Below are 17,299 nucleotides of genomic sequence, written 5' to 3' on the forward strand. Positions count from 1 at the left end.
TGGGGCGGTCGGCGCGGGCGGCGTGGGTGGCGTGGCCGGCCCGGGTGGGGCGAATCCCGCCGATCACCTGGGCACAGCGTCGGCGACGAGCGACACTCCGAGCGGGGGGCAGCACCGGCGCAGCGTCTGGCTGGCGGTGACGCTCGTCGCCGGTCTCGCGCTCATCGCGCTCGTCGCGTGGCTGCTGCTGCGCGACTCCTCCTCGTCGCATGGCGCAGCTCCGGCGCCGTCATCGTCGACGTCGAGTCGTTCGGCGCAGCCACGAGACGTCCCCCTGTCGGGCGCGCTGTCGGGCGGGGCGCGCACGGCGAGCGTGCGCGTCGGCGGATCTTCGTACGACGACGCCGTCGTGCCGTTGCTCACGGACCGTCAGGCGTGCACCGCCGCGGCACAGTTCGCCCTCGATCGTCGCTACGACGAGGTGGCGTTCACCGTCGGCGCCACCGACGCCCAGCCCGGGGGGACGAACATGCAGCCCGAAGGTACGACGACCGTGACCGTCCGCGTCGACGGCAGCGCCAAGCAGACCGTCACCCTCGGCGGCAAGCAGGCCAAGACACTCCGCGTGCCCGTCAGCGGTGCGCGGACGTTGAGCGTCGACACCGACTCGATCGGCTGCTCGCCCGCGCTCGACACCGCCCCGGTCGCCCTCGTCGCCGGCACCCTGCGCAAATCCTGACGCCCTGGGCGCCCCGCGCCGCCCTCAGGCCCTGGATACCCCCGGCGCCACCCACTCACTCAGGCCCCGCCCACCTGCGATTTTCGTCCGCATTCGCGAATCTGGCCCACACTCGCGAATCTCGTCCACATTCAACTCGAACCAACTGCGTGACGAGCCGCCCCCTGACGGCTCGTCACGCAGTAGACCTCGGTGGGTCACCGATTCGGCGTCAACCGGTCAGCGCATCAGCTCCGGCGCGACGTGGCCGAAGCGGTGCAGTGTCCGCGAGATGGCCTGCTCGCGCAGGAACGTCAGCAGTTCCCGGCGTCCCGTCGACAGCACCTCGCCGAACAGCGGCGTGATGCTCGCGCCCTGGTCCTCGCCGGGAGCTGAGGCGAGCGCGGCGGCCGTCTCGCCGTCGGCGTCCGCGCCGACCATGCGGATGCGCAGCGGCTCGCCGCCGCGCGTGCCCTCACGGCACCACGTGACGAACTGCGCCGAGCTCTCGACCGACCCCATGCGGTTCAGCCAGACGAGTGCCTGACGTCCCTCGCCCGTCGCCGCCAGGCGCGTCAGCGCCGGCTGCAGCGCGACATCCCACGACAGGTACACGCTCGAACCGACGAGGTGCGCTCCGAGTACGAGTCGCGCCACCTCGGCGAGCGTGCGGTCCGCGACGGCGTCGACGTCGCCGTCCGCCGAAGTCTCGCCGAGCTCCGCGCGCACGACGACCTGCGGCTGCGGGCGGTAGCGGAAGACGTTCGACTCGGCGCGCAGCGACGACGGGTCGGCCTCGATGCCGAGCTCCTCGCGCCACGCGAACGCGTCGGAACGCAGCGACGCATGCAGCCACTCGCGGTCGGCTTCGTTTCGCGCCAGCGGCGACAGGATCTCGAGCAGGTCGCGCACCCGCGGCATGATCGGCGCGCCCTGACGCGCGACGCCGTCAGACACCCACGTGCCGAACTGCGCGACGTAGTTCGGCCCGCCCGCCTTCGCGCCGGGGCCAATGACGGATTCCTTCCACCCGCCGAAGCTCTGACGCTGCACGATCGCGCCCGTGATGTGACGGTTGACGTAACAGTTGCCCGCTTCGACGTGCTCCTGCCAGTACGTGACCTCGTCCTCGTCGAGGCTGTGGATGCCAGCGGTGAGGCCGAACTGCGTCGCGTTCTGCAGTTCGAGCGCCTCCTCGAGCGTGTCGGCGTGCATGAGGCCGAGCACGGGGCCGAAGACCTCGGTCATGTGGAAGAACGAGCCGGGCTTCACGCCGTCCTTGAGGCCGGGGCTCCACAGGCGGCCGGTGTCGTCGAGCTGCTTCGGCTCGACGAGCCACGTCTCACCCGGTTCGAGCGTCGTCAGCGCCTTGAGCAGCTTGCCCGACGGCGGCTCGATGACTGGGCCCATCGTCGTGCCGAGGTCGCTCGGCCAGCCGACGCGCAGCGACTTCACGGCGTCGACGAGCTGCTCACGGAACCGCTTCGACGTCGCGACCGAGCCGACGAGGATGCCGAGCGAGGCAGCCGAGCACTTCTGCCCGGCGTGCCCGAACGCCGACTTCATGAGGTCGGCGGCGGCGAGGTCGAGGTCGGCGGCGGGCGTGACGACGAGTGCGTTCTTGCCGCTCGTCTCACCGAACACGCGCGGCCCACCGGCGTGACGCGCGCGCCACCCGGCGAACAGGCGACCCGTCTCGATCGAGCCGGTGAGGATGACGGTGTCGACGTCGTCGTGCGCGACGAGCGCGCGGCCGTTGTCGTCCTCCTCGACGCGGACGACCTGCGCGGCGTCGCGCGGGATGCCCGCAGCCCACAGGGCCTCCATCGCGACCTCGACGCAGCCGACCGTCTGCGGTGCCGGCTTGATGACGACGGCCGATCCGCTCGCGAGCGCCGCGAGCACCGAACCGATCGGGATGGCGACGGGGAAATTCCACGGCGGAGTGACGAGCGTGAGGCGGTGAGGCTCGAATCGTGCTCCGTCAGAAGCCATTCCGGTGACCAACTCTTCGCAGCGGTCAGCGTAGTAGCGCGCGAAGTCGATCGCCTCGGAGATCTCCGGGTCGACCTGGTCGATCGTCTTGCCCCCCTCGGCGGCCGCGACGGTGACGAGATCACCGCGACGCTTCTCGATCTCCCGCGCCGCCTCACGCAGCAGCGCGGCACGCTCGGCGTTGGAACGTCCGGCCCACCCGGCCTGCGCCGCGACGCCGCGCGCGACGACGTCGTCGACCATCTCGCGCGACGTGAGCTGCGGCGACGTCAGCGGCGCCGGCTGACGCGTGACGGCCTCACGCGCCCACTCGCGCACCGCGGGCAGCGCCGGGTCGGAGTCGGGCGTGTTCTCGAAGAAGTCGCCGATCGGCGCGCGCTCGGGCGAGCGTCGCGGGCCGACGGGCGTCGAGGCGATCGCGTCGATCGACTCACGGAAACGTCGCTCCTGGTCCTGCATCGCCGACAGCGCACCGGTGCCGACGAGGCCGTCACGCACGTACTTGTGACGCTCGGCCGCACCCTCGTCGTGGCTGAACATGGCGTGCAGGAAGTTCTGCTCCGCCGCGTTCTCCTCGAGGCGACGGATGAGGTAGGAGACGGCGACGTCGAAGTCCTCGCGCTTCACGACGGGCGTGTAGAGCAGGACGGTGCCGACGTCGGCCTTCACCGCGCGGGCCTGCGACGGCGCCATGCCCTGCAGCATCTCGACGTCGAGGTGCTCGCTCACGCCACGCTTCTCGGCGAGCAGGTGCGCCATCGCGACGTCGTACAGGTTGTGCGAGGCGACGCCGAGGCGGCACACCTCCATCGCGTCGGGGCGCGTCGCGCGCTCGATGAAGCGCAGGTAGTTCGCGTCGACGTCCTCCTTCGACGTGTACGGCGCCTGCTTCCAGTCGTGCAGTTCGGCCTCGACGCGCTCCATCGCGAGGTTCGCGCCCTTGACGAGACGCACCTTGATGCCCGCGCCACCGTTGGCCTTGCGCTCCTTCGCGAACGCGATGAGACGCTCGAGCGCCGGCACCGCGTCCGGCAGGTAGGCCTGCAGGACGATGCCCGCCTCGAGGTCGTGGAACTCCGGCTCCGACAGCAGGCGCGTGAACAGCTCGATCGTCAGGTCGAGGTCGCGGTACTCCTCCATGTCGAGGTTGACGAACTTCTTCTTGATGTCGCCGCGGTTGACGTTCGCGGCGCCCCCACCCGGCTGGCCTGCGTCGGCGTTGGCGTCACCGGTGTTCGACGATGGCGACGACGCGTCGCTCGCCGTGCCGTTCGCGACGCGGTAGATCGGACGCAGCCGCTCGAGGGCGCGCTCGACGGTGCCCTCGGCGTCCCACGTCGAGATCTGCGAGACGAGGCAGCTGACCTTGATCGAGACGTAGTCGACGTCGTCGCGCGCGAGCAGTTTGCGCGTCTCCTCGGTGCGACGCGCGGCCTCGGCCTCACCGAGGACGGCCTCCCCGAGCAAATTGATGTTGAGGCGGAAGCCGTCGGCGTGCGCCTTGGCGAGGTGCTTCGCGAGCGTCGGGTCGCTCGCGTCGACGACGAGGTGGCCGACGAGCTGACGCAGACGCGTGCGCGCCGCGGGCACGACGACGGGCGGCATCGTCGTCGCGAGGCGGGAACCGAGGCCGAGCAGCTTCGCGTCGAGCTTGCCCATGAACCCGGTCGCCTCGTTCGACGACAGGCGCGCGAGCTCGCGCGCAGCGGCCGTGTTGTCCTCGGGGCGCGCGACGCGGTCGACGAACTTCACCGCGAGGTCGAGGCCCTTCTCGTCACGCAGCAGCGCGCCGAGCTGGTCGCTCGTGCGCTTCTCGGCCTTCGTCTGGCCGGCCTCGGTCGCGTCGCTCCAACGGTTCGCGAGGGCGACGGCGTCCTCGACGAGTTCGTGCAGTTCGGCGAACGTCGCAGCGTCGTCGGACGGGGTGGTGTCGTCGGACGGGGTGGTGTCGACGGTGGTGGCGCCCGGGGTGCGGGGTGCGTCAGTGATCTGGCTCATACCACCAGTCAAACCCCTCCTGACCGCTAAAGTCTTGCCCGCCTGCCGCAGCCTCGCCGCGGGTATCGGCCAGAACGGCTCGTCGTGACGGTTCGTGTCGCCGGCGGGACGGGAAGACCCAGGGACCTGTGGGGCTGGCGAGGTCTGTGGGCCTGGCGGTGCCGACACGCCCGCTACCCTTCCCTCATGACGACGGCACCGACGCTCGACGCCTTACGTGGCGCGCTCGGACCCGCCGTCCTCGAAATGGTCGATCACCTGCCGGGCACGATGTTCTGCGTCAAGGGTGCGGACGGTCGCTACCTCGCCGTCAACCCGACGTTCGTCGAGCGCACGAACAAGCGCTCGCGCGGTGACGTCGTCGGGCGTCGCGCGGCCGAACTGTTCGTGCCGGAGCTCGCCGAGCGCTACGAGGAGCAGGACGCGCGTGTCCTGTCGTCCGGCAAGCCGCTGTTCAACGAGCTCGAGCTGATCCGCGCCTCGGGCGGGCCGTTTCGTTGGCACATCACGGCGAAGGTGCCGCTGCGCGACCAGGCGGGGCGTGTCGTCGGCATCGCCAGCATGTCGCAGGACGTCGGCGAGGCCGCCGAGGACGACCCGGCGATGACGTCGCTCGGCGCCGTGCGCGCCTACATCGACGCGCACCTCGACCAGCCGGTGACGTCGCAGGATCTCGCCCGCGTCGCGGGATGCTCGGTCGACACGCTGGAGCGACGCTCGCGCCGCGTGTTCGGACGTTCGCCGCGCCAACTGGTCCTGTCGTCACGCATCGACGCCGCGCGCGAGATGCTCACCGCCAAAGAGCTGACGCTGGCGCAGATCGCCGACCGCTGTGGCTACTCCGACCAGGCCGCGTTCAACCGCACGTTCACGCGCCTCGTCGGCATGCCCCCGGGACGTTATCGCCGCGAGCGCCGCACCCAGGGCTGACGTGATCCGACCCGACCCGACCTGATCCCGAGCCCCACCCCAGCCAACGGCCGGCACCGCCCGCGCGCCGACAGCATCCCGATTCTGCGATCTTCGTCCACCTTCACCGTTCATCGCTCCGACCCCGGCCGTCACCGCCGCGCCTCGTCTTGATCCGCGGCCCGCGACGCCCCATGGGGCGTCCTCGCGAAATAGCGTGGACCTGCATGCCCTTCGAACCCGACGAAAGGACGCCTCTCATGGCCGACATCGCCACCGCCGACCTCTATGACGAGCTCGGCGACGCGCTCGACTCGTGCTCCACCCAGTTCACTCAGTACGGCGGACGCGCGCGGTTCAACGGCACGATCGTGACGATCAAGTGCTTCCGCGACAACCAGATCGTCAAGGAGACACTCAACTCGCCGGGCGCGGGCAAGGTGCTCGTCGTGGACGGCGACGGCAACGTCGAGAGCGCCTTGATGGGCGACATGATCGCCGAGGCCGCTGTCGCGAACGGGTGGGAGGGCGTCATCATCAACGGCGCCATCCGTGACAGCGCCGCCGTCGCGAAACTCGACCTCGGCACCAAGGCTCTCGGCACGAACCCGCGCAAGTCGGCGAAGGACGGCAAGGGCGAGAAGGACGTTCCGGTGACGTTCGGGGGCGCCACGTTCACGCCCGGCGACCATCTGTGGAGCGACGAGGACGGCATCGTCGTCACGTCCGCGGAACACGCCTCAACCGTCCTGTCTTGACGGGCCCGACAAGCCCGACCTGACGCCGATCTCGACGCAGCCCGCATGGCAGGCCTGCCTCGCAGGTCCGGCCGACGTCGATGCCACCCGCGCACCGCGTCGTCCGCGTGCCGCGCCGGGCCGCACCGCGCCACCACATGCCGCGACGCGATCGAACGCCCCGCGAGAGTGGCGAGGGGCCACCTGCTCGCCTACCGTTACGCCCATGAGTTCAACTGTCGCGTGCATCGGTTTTACCGACCCCGCTGCCCTGGCCGCCCTGGCGCACGACAAGGGTGCGCCGGCGCACGAGTTGTCGAGCACGACGCGTTGGGTCGACTCGAGTGGCGCGATGCTGTTGCTCGACCGCACGGCGCAGTACGCGCGCCCTGGTTTCGACACGCCGGTGCGCACTCCGTACCGCGGCATCACGCCGCTCGAGAACGGTCTCGCGCAGGTGACGCTGACGGACGTCTCGGGTTTCGAGCTCGACCCGTTCACGGTCGTGCCGAACAACCGGTACACGGTCGGTTGGGCCGCGGTGGGGCGCGTCGCGCTCGTCGCGATGGGTGTCGACACCGAGTTCTTCGCGACGGTCGAGGATTTCTTCGACTCGCCCCGCAGTGCGATGCCCGGCGTCGAAGGTGAGCCGCCGGCCGAGGTCAAGCAGTTCGGTCTGCCGTGGCCGCCGCCGATGGAGATCGAGACGTTCCTGCCCGCCACGTCGAGCGATTCGCCTCTCGCGACGTTGAGCGGCACCGTCCAGTTCGCCGAGATCCGCACGAACTCCGTCACGGGCCACGAGTTCCTCGTCTCCCGCATCGCGACGGTGTGCGGCGAGATCGACCTGTGCACCCCCGTCCCCCTCGACGGCGTGCCGGCACCGGGGTCGGTGACGGTCGGTCAGGTCGAGCTGCTCGCCGGTTTCCCGGCGCACGGTCTCGACGACCCGTCGGCCGCGTACGACTCCCCCGCCGAACGCGTCGGCCCGACGTTCCGTGACGGCGACCCGCACTCGCACTCCCCCGACGACGTCATGCCGATGGATGCCCCCGATCTGCCCGACGGCCTCGTCCTCGGCGAGGACGGCGTCGTGCGCACCACCGAGGAGCACGCAGCGTGGAAGGGCGGTGACCCCGAGGCCGGGTTGCGCCCGAAGCCGGTCCCCACGCCCTCCACGCGCGAAGAAACCTCCACCGAGGACGCCCTCGACGCCCGACGCGAACTGCCCACCGAGCCTGACGTGGTCGAGCCCGGCGCCGACGAAGCGGGCGAGTCGATGGGTGTTTCTCAGAGCGGACGCCCCCAGAACGCTGATGCCGCGAGCGCTGACACCACTGACACCCCCGACGCGACTGATACGCCCGGTGCGCCGTCACGCGCGGCGAACCAAGCGCCCACCTCCGGTGCCGCACGCACCGACGTCCCTGGCGCGTCGACCGAGACGCCGAACCAACCGCCGGCCTCCGGTACGGCGACCCCCCAGACGCCCGAAGCAACCGCCGCCAGCGCCTCCGACGACGACAGCGCCCCGCGCCCGGGCGAGACGCGTCGTGAGTGGCGGGCTCGCACCGGTCGCTGACGGCGCGCAGGTCAGCCGACGGGGCGGTCACCACCGTACGGGCTGCCGTCGCGGTTGGGCTCCAGCACGTACAGCACGTCGAGCTCGACGGCCCATCCCTGCGGGCCGGCGTCGCCTGACTGCTCCGAACACTTGAAAACCTTCCAAAATCTTGGCTGGACCTGGCGCATGAGCGACTACCCAGAACGCCACGCCTTGGGCAGGATCGATGTCATCAACCTCAAGGATCTTCCCGCGCTCAGCCGCGATGTTCCCCTCGACCTGCCGAGCATCCAAGCCGGGTGGCCCGACTTCGAGCACGCCTTCGACTCCCTGAGGGGACGACGCATGATGGGCCTCGTCTACGGCGGATCGCACATCTACCGCATGTGCTCGATTCGGTTGGATCGCGACGCCGCAAATTCGCTGGGTCTGGACGAGACGACGATCCCGGGTGGCGCCTACCTTCGGCTGCGCCTACGAGGTGAAGCGCCGGAGGTCTACGGGCACATCGGCGAGGCGTTCGACGTCCTCTTCGGCTCGGCAGATCACGACTCGTCCCGTCCGCAGATCGAGAGTTATCGACGTGAAGGCGAGGTCGACTGCCTCCTCCCGATCCTGGCGTAGTTGACGAGGGTCCCCCACCACAGACCGCTTTACGTCATGTCGCTGATGGCGATCCCATCACCGAGGACGGTGGCATGGCGCCATGAGGGGATGACTTCGCGATCTGCGAGGGTGAACGTTCGTCATCTCGTCAAGCCTCCTGGATGTTGTGTCATGAACGCGCGCCATTTCACGCGTTGATGACACAAGATCGCGCCGGGGTCGGCGAGCGCCGAGCACCCCGTCAGCCACGCCCTCGCCGCTGCCACACCGAACCCGCCAGTTCGCCCACAGAGACGAAGGTCCCAGAGCTGCTCACCCCGGCGGCGGAAGCTTTTGTCAGTTGTGAGAGGCACAATGTCTGAGTGAACTCCGCTCTGCCACCGCGCCCTGCCCGCTCGTCAGGCACCCCGCGCCGCGGCCCGCTGCTCAAGCGCGCCGCGTGGCGCGCTGCCGAGGTGTTCACGACGCCGGCGCCGCCGCAGGAGTTCGCGCGCCTGTTCAACCCACTCGTCTCGAGCCGTCAGCTGCGCGGCGTCGTCACCGCCGTGCGCCATGAGACGGCGAACTCGGCCACGATCGAGTTCGCACCCGGCGGCACGTGGGACGCGCACAAGGCCGGCCAGTACGCGCGCATCGGCGTCGAGATCGACGGGGTGCGCAACTGGCGCTCGTACTCCCTCGTCACCGCCGAGGGCCACGACCCGGCGATCACCGTCACCGCAGTCGGGCGCGTCTCGAGCCACCTCGTGCACCACACCGAGCCCGGCGACCTGCTGTTCCTCGCGCCGCCGCAGGGCGACTTCCTCCTGCCCACCGGCCCGCGCCCCCTGCTCATGCTGACGGCGGGCAGCGGCCTCACGCCCGTCATGTCGATGCTGCGCACCCTGCTGCCGCAGCGGCGCGACGCGGACGTCGTCGTCATCCACTCCTCGCGCACCCCCGACGAGACGCTGTTCCTCGACGAACTCACGCAGATGAACGACGCACACCACAGCCTGACGCTCGTGCACCGCTTCACCGAGCACGAAGGCCGCCTCGACCTCGCGACTACCCACGACCTCGACACGCTCTGCCCCGACTGGCGCAGCCGCAAGACGTACGTCTGCGGGCCGCAGGAGATGCTCGACGACGCCGAACGTCTCTGGCACAGCGAGGATCTGCCGCACGAGCTGAGCGTCGAACGCTTCGCCCCGACCCTGTTCGCCGACCCCGACGCGCGCGGCGGCGTCGTCACGTTCGAGAAGTCCGACAAGGAGGCGAGCGCCGAGGGCAACACGACGCTGCTCGAGGTCGGCGAGGACGCAGGCGTCCTGCTTCCGTCCGGGTGCCGCATGGGCATCTGCCGTACCTGCCTGACGCCGCTCGTCAGCGGCACCGTGCGCAATCTGTCGTCGGGCGAACTGTGCTCCGACGAGGGCGAACTCATCCAGACCTGCATCAGCGCCGCCGTGGGCCCGGTCCACCTCGACGCGTGAGTAGCGATGACGTCACCATGACCACCCACGGCGCATTCCGCCGACCCGACGCGCCCGCCCTGAGCGCACGATCCCGCTGCGTCGTCAGCCCCTCGACGCCCCGTCACGCCGCGCTGACCGGACGCGCGGCCACCTCACGTCCTCTTTCCCAATCCGGCGAGAACGAACCCGACCAGGAGTTCAGCTCATGACATCCGTCCTCAACGCCCTCAAGCCCGGCGCCGCCGATTCGAAGACGGCCCGCGCGGCCGCGAAGCCCGACAAGCGCACCGGCGTCCTGCCGACGCACGGCCACCTCGCCGTGCGCCCGCCGACGGCCGCGCACCTCAGTGACGACGACGTCGAACGCCTCGGCGCCGAACTCGACGCGATCCGTGACGAGGTGCTCGCCGAGCGCGGCGCGAAGGACGCTGCGTACGTCAAGCGCATGGTGAAGATCCAGCGTGCGACGGAACTCGCGGGCCGCGTCTGCATGATCGGCAGCCGCTCGAAGATCGCGTGGAGCGCCGGCGTCGGCCTCATCGCGCTCGGCAAGGTGCTCGACAACATGGAGCTCGGCCACAACGTCCTGCACGGCCAGTGGGATTGGATGCGCGACCCCGACATCCACTCGACGACGTGGGAGTGGGATTTCGTCGCGCCCGCCCGCGGCTGGCAGCACACGCACAACGACCTGCACCACACGTGGACGAACGTCATCGGCAAGGACCGCGACGTGGGCTACAACATCCTGCGCGTCAGCGACGACCAGCCGTGGAAGCCGCGCGACCTCGCGAACCCGCTCGTCAACCTCGTGCTCGCGCCGATGTTCGAATGGGGCATCGCGAGCTACGACATCGAGTGGGATCAGTACAAGGCCGGGTACAAGTCGCGCGAGGCCGTCATGGCCGACATCGCGGCGCTGCGCGACAAGGCCATCGCGATGGTCGCCAAGGACTACGTCGCGACGCCGCTCGCTGCGGCTACCGTCGGCGCGCTCGTCGGCAAGGCCCTCGGACGACCGACGAACTTCCGTTCGACGGCGCTGCGCGCGCTCGGCGGCACCGTCGCGGCGAACGCGCTGCGCAACGTCTGGGCGCACGCCGTCATCTTCTGCGGTCACTTCCCCGACGGCGTCGACACCTTCGACGAACGCATGATCGACGGCGAGACGCGCGGCGACTGGTACATCCGGCAGATGCTCGGCTCGGCGAACATCTCCGGCACCCGCACGTTCCACACGCTGACGGGCAACCTCAGCCACCAGATCGAGCACCACCTCTTCCCCGACCTGCCGAGCAACCGCTACATCGAGGTCGCCCCCAAGGTGCGCGAGATCTGCGAACGCTATGGCCTGCCGTACAACACGGGACGATTCGGGCGTCAGCTCGGCTCGACGTGGAAGAACATCTGCGTCCTCGCAGTCCCGACACGTGACGAATGGGCCGCCTACCGCGCCGGTTGATCGCCTCTGCCCCTCGACGAACCCGCACGTCCTGTCTCGACGGGAGTGCGGGTTCGCACGCTCCGTCGGACGGGCGTGTGAGCGCGCGGGAGCACCCAACCCGCACGTTGCCGTCGCGACTGGGCGCGATAGTTCGCGTATCCGCTGAGCGCACAGCTCGCCGAGTCGCCGCCACCCTGTGAAGTAGCTCATAATGGGCTGTGCATGCCCGATCTGCTCGAGACCGAGCCTCGCGGGCCTTCATCGAAAGGTGACTCACGTGTCACTCACCTCCCGCGTCGCCGCCGGTTTCGGCACCGCGCTCGTCGCTGTCTCGTTCGCCGCTCCGGCCCTCGCCGAGCAGCCCGCCCCGAAGCCGACGATGCCCGCCACCATCGAGCAGCTGGCTGCCAAGCTGCCGCCGTTCCCCGGCGAGAACGCCACGGACGCGCAGATCGAGGCGTGGTTCCAGCAGGCGTCGAAGGCCCTCGGCCTGCCGCCCTTCCCGGGTGAGAACGCCACGGACGCGCAGGCGTACACGTACGTCAAGGCCGTCGTGAAGCTGCTCGGCCTGCCGGCACTGCCCGCGATGGACGCCTCCGACGCCGAGTACGACGCGTGGGCCGGCAAGGTCGCCACGATGTTCGGCCTGCCGAAGCCGCCGTCGGCCAACGCGTCCGAAGCACAGTGGGACGCCTGGTTCACCACGCTCATGGGCATGTCCGGCATGCCGCAGATGCCGGGCGGGATGCCGCACAAGCCGGGCGCGTCCCACACCTCGTCGAAGCCGGCCGGCCCCGTCGTCCAGACCGACCGCGTCGCGCCGTCGTCGAACACCGGCGCGCTGGCGGGCGCTGCCGCGCTCGCGTTCGCTGCGGCGGGTGTGACGCTCGTCATGCGTCGCCGAGCATCGCGCTGACGCAACGCTTTTCCCGGGTGACGCCCGTCGAGCCACGGCTCGGCGGGCGTCGCGCGTTTGCGGCGGGCCGGGGCTCGGTCATTAGACAGGTGGAGAACCCGCACGGAGCAACACCACTTCGTGCCCGCTCACACTTTCCGAGGAGACGCCACATGTCGCACTCGACCATGAACATCCGTCACCGCGCCGCCGCCCTGGCCGGCGCAGTCGCCATCGTCGGCACCGCAGGAGCCGGCCTCGCGAGCACCGCTTCCGCAGCGACCGGCTCGGGCGCGCAGAGCACGCTCGCCGCCATCAAGTTCTGCGAGGGCTCGAACAACTACCAGGCGCAGAACCCGTCGTCGACGCCTCGGGCGCCTACCAGTTCCTCGACACGACGTGGCAGGGTCTCTCCGCCGCCAAGGGCTACTCGAAGGCCAAGTACGCGCCCGCGTCGGTGCAGGACGCCGCAGCCCTCGAGTTGTACAACCAGGCCGGCACCTCCCCCTGGGCCGCCAGCTCCAGCTGCTGGGCCACGTAAGACCTCTCGGCACGATGTGTCGTGCCGGTGACGCCCCCGTCAGGGTTTGTCCTGACGGGGGCGTCGTGCTGCCCGGGCAGGCCGGGGGTGGGGCCCGTCAGGACGCGCGTCGCACGACACCGTCGAGCTGAGCGGCTGAGTCGACGATGCGGTAGCCGACGCCACGCACCGTCGTGATGTCGTGGCGACCGAACGGGCGGTCGAGCTTGCGCCGCAGATGGCTGACGACCTGGTCGACGAGGTTCGACGTCGCCGCATCGAGCCCGCCCCAGACATCGTCGACGATGCGCGCGCGTGACACCACGTGCCCCGCGTTGCGCATGAGCAGTTCGAGGACGGCGTACTCGCGGGCGGTGAGGTCGATCGCCACCTCACCCCCTTGCGCGCCGCTCACCACGTCGCGGGTGGTGGCCCCGCCCGGCTCGGCAAGGGCGTCACCGATGCTGGCGTGATCGCTGCCGGCGTCACTCGTGGTGGCGTCGTCGAGCGTCCTGACGGCGACGCGCGCCGCTCGATCCAGACGGAGGGTCCCGACGCGCAGTTCGTCCTCGACCAGGTGCGGGGCCCTGCGCGTCAGAGCTCGCAGACGCGCGGCGACCTCGGCGAACGGCACGGGTGAGGTGACGACATCGTCGGCGCCCGCGTCGAGCACGTCGACGAGGTCGGCCGATTCGCTGCGGCGAGCCATGACGAGGATCGGCGCGCGCTCGCCGTCGCCGCGCAGGGCGGTGACGACGGGGACGTCGTGCGTGCCGGGTCGGGCGCTGCAGATGACGATGACGTCGGGTTCCGCCTCGCTCGCCAACCACAGCGCCTCGCCGCGCTGAGAGGCCGCCTGCACGACGTACCCCTCCTGCGCGAGCGCCGGCTGCAGACGTGCCGACGTGCGGCCGGATTCGTCGACGATGAGTGCCTTCATGACGGCGACGCTAAGAACCTCGCCTTTGATTTCGATAAGAACGCCGGCCGTCACGCGCCCTCTCTGAGGCCCCGACCGACCCTCGCCCGGCGGCTCGCCGCGACGCGGTGCTTCTGTCGAAAACTGTTGCACCACAAGCGATCAGAGCCGACCGCCATCGACAGGATGCGATGACGGCACGCCTCACAGCAGGCTCACAACGTTTCGTCGCCGTCAGAGTCGCGTCAGCCGCCCGCAACGAAGCGTCGGCACGGTGGATGACGTCGACAGACCGACGAAAGGAACAGTCATGACCCACTTCGACACCACCACCGACCCGATCCGTTCGCACGACACCACGGACGCCGCACCCAAGCAGAAGCGCAAACGCGCCATGACGCTCGCGAGCGGAATCGCGCTCGTCGGCGTCGCCGGTGCGGGCCTGGCCTCCACCGCGAGCGCCGCGACGTCGACGTCCTCGCCGTCCGCGTCATCGGTGCTCGCCAAGATCAAGTCCTGTGAGAGCGGCGGCAACTACCAGGCCGTCAACGCCTCGAGTGGCGCCTCGGGCGCCTACCAGTTCTTGAACTCGACGTGGAACGGTCTGTCGGCCTCCGCCGGCTACACGACGGCCGCCTCGGCGCCCGCGTCGGTGCAGGACGCCGCCGCCCTCGAGCTCTACAACCAGGCCGGGACGTCGCCCTGGGCCGCCTCGAGCAGCTGCTGGTCGAGCATGACGAGCGCGCCCACGACGAGCACCTCCAGCTCGTCGACGAGCGCCTCGCCGAGCACGAGCGCCACGTCGGGCACGACGACGTCCACGAGCACGAAGGCGTCGAGCGCGTCCAGCTCGACGGGCAACAGCTCGAGCACGACGACGAGCGTGTCCAACTCGAAGAGCAGCACCGCGAGCACGAAGGCGGCGCACCCGGGCAAGGCGAAGGCGCACGGCAAGCCCGCCCCGGCGCAGCACGGCAAGCCGGGTGAGAAGGCCAAGCCGCAGCCCAAGCCGGCGACGGTGAAGCATGGCAAGACTGCACCCAAGCCTGCTCACGCGAAGGCCGCACCCAAGCCGCATGGCAAGGACGCGAACAAGGCGCTGCCGAAGGCCAAGCCGGTCGGCAAGCACCACGCGAAGGTGGCCCCGAAGCCCCTGACGAAGCCGGCCAACTCGCTGGCGCCGCACGGTTCGCACGCTCCGGCGAAGGCTGCGGCCTGAGCCGCGCCGCGCTTTCCGTTCATGACGGGAGCGCCCTACCCGTCGCGTGAACGCCGGTCGGGCCTGGGCGTGAGATTCCGGGGTGAGTGCGAGCCGTCGCATTCACCCCGGCATCTCACGATCCACGCCGGCGACGCGTGTGCTCACCTGCGATTCTCGTACCCATCGGCGATTTTCGTCCACATTCACCGTCGTCCTCAACCACGCCGGAAGCTGGGCCCAGAGCGACGAGCTCCACGACCCATGACGGCGAGTCACGACGACGGACCGGCGCCCCGCACCCACACCCACACCCGACGGCAGACCAAACCCCACCGACTGAAAGTCTGTCGCCACCACGCATCGCCTCGGCGACAATCGAGGGATGACGAACTTCACCGGCACGATCGTCACCCTCGGCGGCGGGGGTTTCTCTCAGGAGGGCGCCGTCACGCCGATCGACGAGCACATCCTCGAGCTGACGCGCGCCGAGCGTCCCTGCGTCTGCTTCGTCCCCACGGCCAGCGGCGACGACCTCGGCTACGCCGCGAAGTTCGAGCAAGCCTTCGCCGGGCGCACCGAGACGAGCGTCCTGTCGCTGTTCACCAAGTCCGCGAACGCCAACTGGACCTGCGACCCCCGCCACGTCCTCACCCAGGACGTCGTCTACGTCGGCGGTGGGTCGACGGCCAACCTGCTCGCGATCTGGCGCACGCACGGCCTGCCCGACCTCCTGCGCGAAGCCGCGGCGAACGGCACCGTCCTGGCCGGTATCAGCGCCGGCATGAACTGCTGGTTCGAGGCGTCGTCGACCGACTCGTTCGGCCCACTCGCACCCCTCGATGACGGCCTCGGCTTTCTCCCCGGCAGCGCGTGCCCCCACCTGTTCGGTGAACTGGGCCGCGCCGAGAAGTACCGGCGGTGGGTCGCTGACGGCGCCCTGCCCGACGGCCATGCCGCCGATGACGGCGTTGCGCTCGTCTGGCACCGCGACACCGAGTACGGCACCTCCACCTACGCCGTCACCGAGAAACCCGGTGGCGTGGCCTGGCGCGTCACGCGCGAACAGGGCGAGCCACACGTCATCCCGGCGCGCCTGCTGGGCTCGACGGTGGCACCCCGCATCAGCGAGATCCTCGACGCCGCAAACCTCCTCGGGCTCGCCGAGATCGGCGCGCCGTCGGACGAGTTCGACGCCGAGGCCGAGTACATCGCCTCGGGACTGCCTGCGTGCACGAGCCCGGACGACGTCCTCACCCTCGTCCACGCGACGTTCGTCCACTGCTTCGACAGCGATGGCGAGAGCGCCGCCGAACCAGAGACACCCTCCACCGCAGGCCCACGCGAGCAGTACGTCGACGTCGCTCGTCGGATCTGGAACCTGCACGCTTCGTCATCGACCGGACGCAATCGCAGTTTTTAGCTGCACGACTTCTGCGCATCTGCACGAGGAATGTGCCGCACATTCCACGTGCAGATGCACATGACTCGTGCAACTACCCCCGCCGCCAGGCGTCAACACCCATCACGCACCCCGTCACCGAGCCGCGATATTTTCTTCGACCCACGCAGCGATGACGGGCACGACGTCGGCGTTGCGGCGCACCCACTGGATGTGCCCGAGATCGTCCGGCGAGTGCCAGCGCGTCACGCGCGCCTTAGGCACCCAGCGCAGCATCTGCTCGAGCCCGCCGACGGGTGCGAACGAGTCGTTCGGCAGTGAGATCGCGAGCACCTGCCCGCCATAGGCCCCCAACGCCGCCTCGTAGTCGATCTGAGCCCCCGACGGACGCACGCGCCCGGTACGCGCCATCCGCGACCAGTCCTGCACGAGCACCCGCGATTGGCGCCCCCAGAACTTCAGCCGGTCGCCCGGCCAGTACCCGACGGCGCGCGCGACGGTCGCCATCAGCGCTGTCCCCGCGAAGGAGCGCACCCTGCCGGGCGCCCCGTACCCCCGCCAGTAGGGACTTGCCGACGCCGCGAGGATCACGCCGTCGACCGCGGCCGGCCCATCCGGGTGCAGCGCCGCCGCGAAGATCGACACGTGCCCGCCGAGGCTGTGCCCGAGCAGCACGACCGGGGCGTCGGGCCGAAGCTCGCGCACGTGCGTCACGACGCTCTCGTGCACCCCGGTCGCGAGCGCGTCGTAGCCGTACGTCGTCTCGCGCCCGATTCCGTCGCGCGTCTCCCGCCCCGGGTACTCGACGACGAGGCTCGCGAGCCCCGCCTCGGCGAGCGCCTGCGTCAGGTGCCGGTAGTACGACGCGGGCGCCCCGAACGCCGGTCGGATGACGAGGACGGGCGCCGCCGGGTCGTCGACGGGAATGAAGGTGACGTGGCTCGTGAGCCCGCTCGTGGTCGTGACGGTGGCCTCGAGGGCGGTCGTGGAATGCACG

13 protein-coding genes are annotated in these 17,299 nt (G+C 70.2%); 10 read left to right on the forward strand and 3 right to left on the reverse strand.

From position 1 onward, the window contains the following. The coding region (locus tag HMPREF0321_RS16455) for a hypothetical protein (RefSeq protein WP_040014673.1) at positions 1 to 679 on the forward strand (679 nt) is incomplete at its 5' end. A gap of 219 nt (positions 680 to 898) precedes the next feature. Here HMPREF0321_RS16455 and HMPREF0321_RS07495 read toward each other — a convergent pair. After that, positions 899 to 4,651: a bifunctional proline dehydrogenase/L-glutamate gamma-semialdehyde dehydrogenase gene (locus HMPREF0321_RS07495; RefSeq protein ID WP_006945481.1), complete on the reverse strand. Its 3,753-nt coding sequence runs from the start codon at positions 4,649 to 4,651 to the stop codon at positions 899 to 901. A 186-nt stretch (positions 4,652 to 4,837) separates the two neighbouring features. Between HMPREF0321_RS07495 and HMPREF0321_RS07500 the strand changes: the two genes are divergently transcribed. From HMPREF0321_RS07500 to HMPREF0321_RS07530, 7 genes are all read left to right on the forward strand, one after another. After that, complete coding sequence (locus HMPREF0321_RS07500; RefSeq protein ID WP_006945550.1) at positions 4,838 to 5,581, forward strand: AraC family transcriptional regulator; 744 nt, start codon at positions 4,838 to 4,840, stop codon at positions 5,579 to 5,581. Between the two features lie 239 nt (positions 5,582 to 5,820). Next, the gene (gene rraA / locus HMPREF0321_RS07505) at positions 5,821 to 6,318 is read left to right on the forward strand and encodes a ribonuclease E activity regulator RraA (RefSeq protein ID WP_006945540.1); all 498 of its coding nucleotides are present in this window, start codon (positions 5,821 to 5,823) and stop codon (positions 6,316 to 6,318) included. A gap of 205 nt (positions 6,319 to 6,523) precedes the next feature. Further along, positions 6,524 to 7,879 carry a hypothetical protein gene (locus tag HMPREF0321_RS07510; RefSeq protein ID WP_006945498.1) on the forward strand — a complete coding sequence of 452 codons (1,356 nt, stop codon included), beginning with the start codon at positions 6,524 to 6,526 and terminating at the stop codon, positions 7,877 to 7,879. Positions 7,880 to 8,047: 168 nt separating this feature from the next. Continuing rightward, entirely contained in the window at positions 8,048 to 8,485 is a 438-nt protein-coding gene (locus tag HMPREF0321_RS07515) for a hypothetical protein (protein ID WP_006945528.1), read from the forward strand. A gap of 344 nt (positions 8,486 to 8,829) precedes the next feature. Then, positions 8,830 to 9,942 (forward strand): ferredoxin reductase, encoded by a 1,113-nt coding sequence (locus HMPREF0321_RS07520; RefSeq protein ID WP_006945545.1) that lies wholly within the window; start codon positions 8,830 to 8,832, stop codon positions 9,940 to 9,942. A 187-nt stretch (positions 9,943 to 10,129) separates the two neighbouring features. Beyond that, on the forward strand, positions 10,130 to 11,386 hold the full coding sequence (locus tag HMPREF0321_RS07525; protein WP_006945549.1) for an acyl-CoA desaturase: 1,257 nt from the start codon (positions 10,130 to 10,132) through the stop codon (positions 11,384 to 11,386). 259 nt (positions 11,387 to 11,645) lie between these two features. Beyond that, positions 11,646 to 12,284, forward strand: coding sequence for a hypothetical protein (locus HMPREF0321_RS07530; RefSeq protein ID WP_006945530.1), 639 nt, complete (start codon positions 11,646 to 11,648; stop codon positions 12,282 to 12,284). A gap of 617 nt (positions 12,285 to 12,901) precedes the next feature. On the opposite strand, the gene HMPREF0321_RS07535 is transcribed toward HMPREF0321_RS07530, so the two are convergent. Continuing rightward, positions 12,902 to 13,723 carry a response regulator transcription factor gene (locus HMPREF0321_RS07535; RefSeq protein WP_050786519.1) on the reverse strand — a complete coding sequence of 274 codons (822 nt, stop codon included), beginning with the start codon at positions 13,721 to 13,723 and terminating at the stop codon, positions 12,902 to 12,904. Between the two features lie 289 nt (positions 13,724 to 14,012). Here HMPREF0321_RS07535 and HMPREF0321_RS16750 point away from each other — a divergent pair, with 289 nt between their 5' ends. Then, positions 14,013 to 14,921, forward strand: coding sequence for a transglycosylase family protein (locus HMPREF0321_RS16750; protein WP_050786520.1), 909 nt, complete (start codon positions 14,013 to 14,015; stop codon positions 14,919 to 14,921). Positions 14,922 to 15,285: 364 nt separating this feature from the next. After that, positions 15,286 to 16,323, forward strand: coding sequence for a peptidase E (locus HMPREF0321_RS07545; protein ID WP_006945489.1), 1,038 nt, complete (start codon positions 15,286 to 15,288; stop codon positions 16,321 to 16,323). A gap of 114 nt (positions 16,324 to 16,437) precedes the next feature. Here HMPREF0321_RS07545 and HMPREF0321_RS07550 read toward each other — a convergent pair whose 3' ends face one another. Further along, a complete protein-coding gene (locus HMPREF0321_RS07550) occupies positions 16,438 to 17,298 on the reverse strand; it encodes an alpha/beta fold hydrolase (RefSeq protein WP_006945519.1) in 861 nt (286 codons plus the stop codon). Between the last annotated feature and the right edge of the window lies 1 nt (position 17,299).

Source organism: Dermacoccus sp. Ellin185 (genome assembly GCF_000152185.1).
Taxonomy (GTDB): Bacteria; Actinomycetota; Actinomycetes; order Actinomycetales; family Dermatophilaceae; genus Dermacoccus; species Dermacoccus nishinomiyaensis.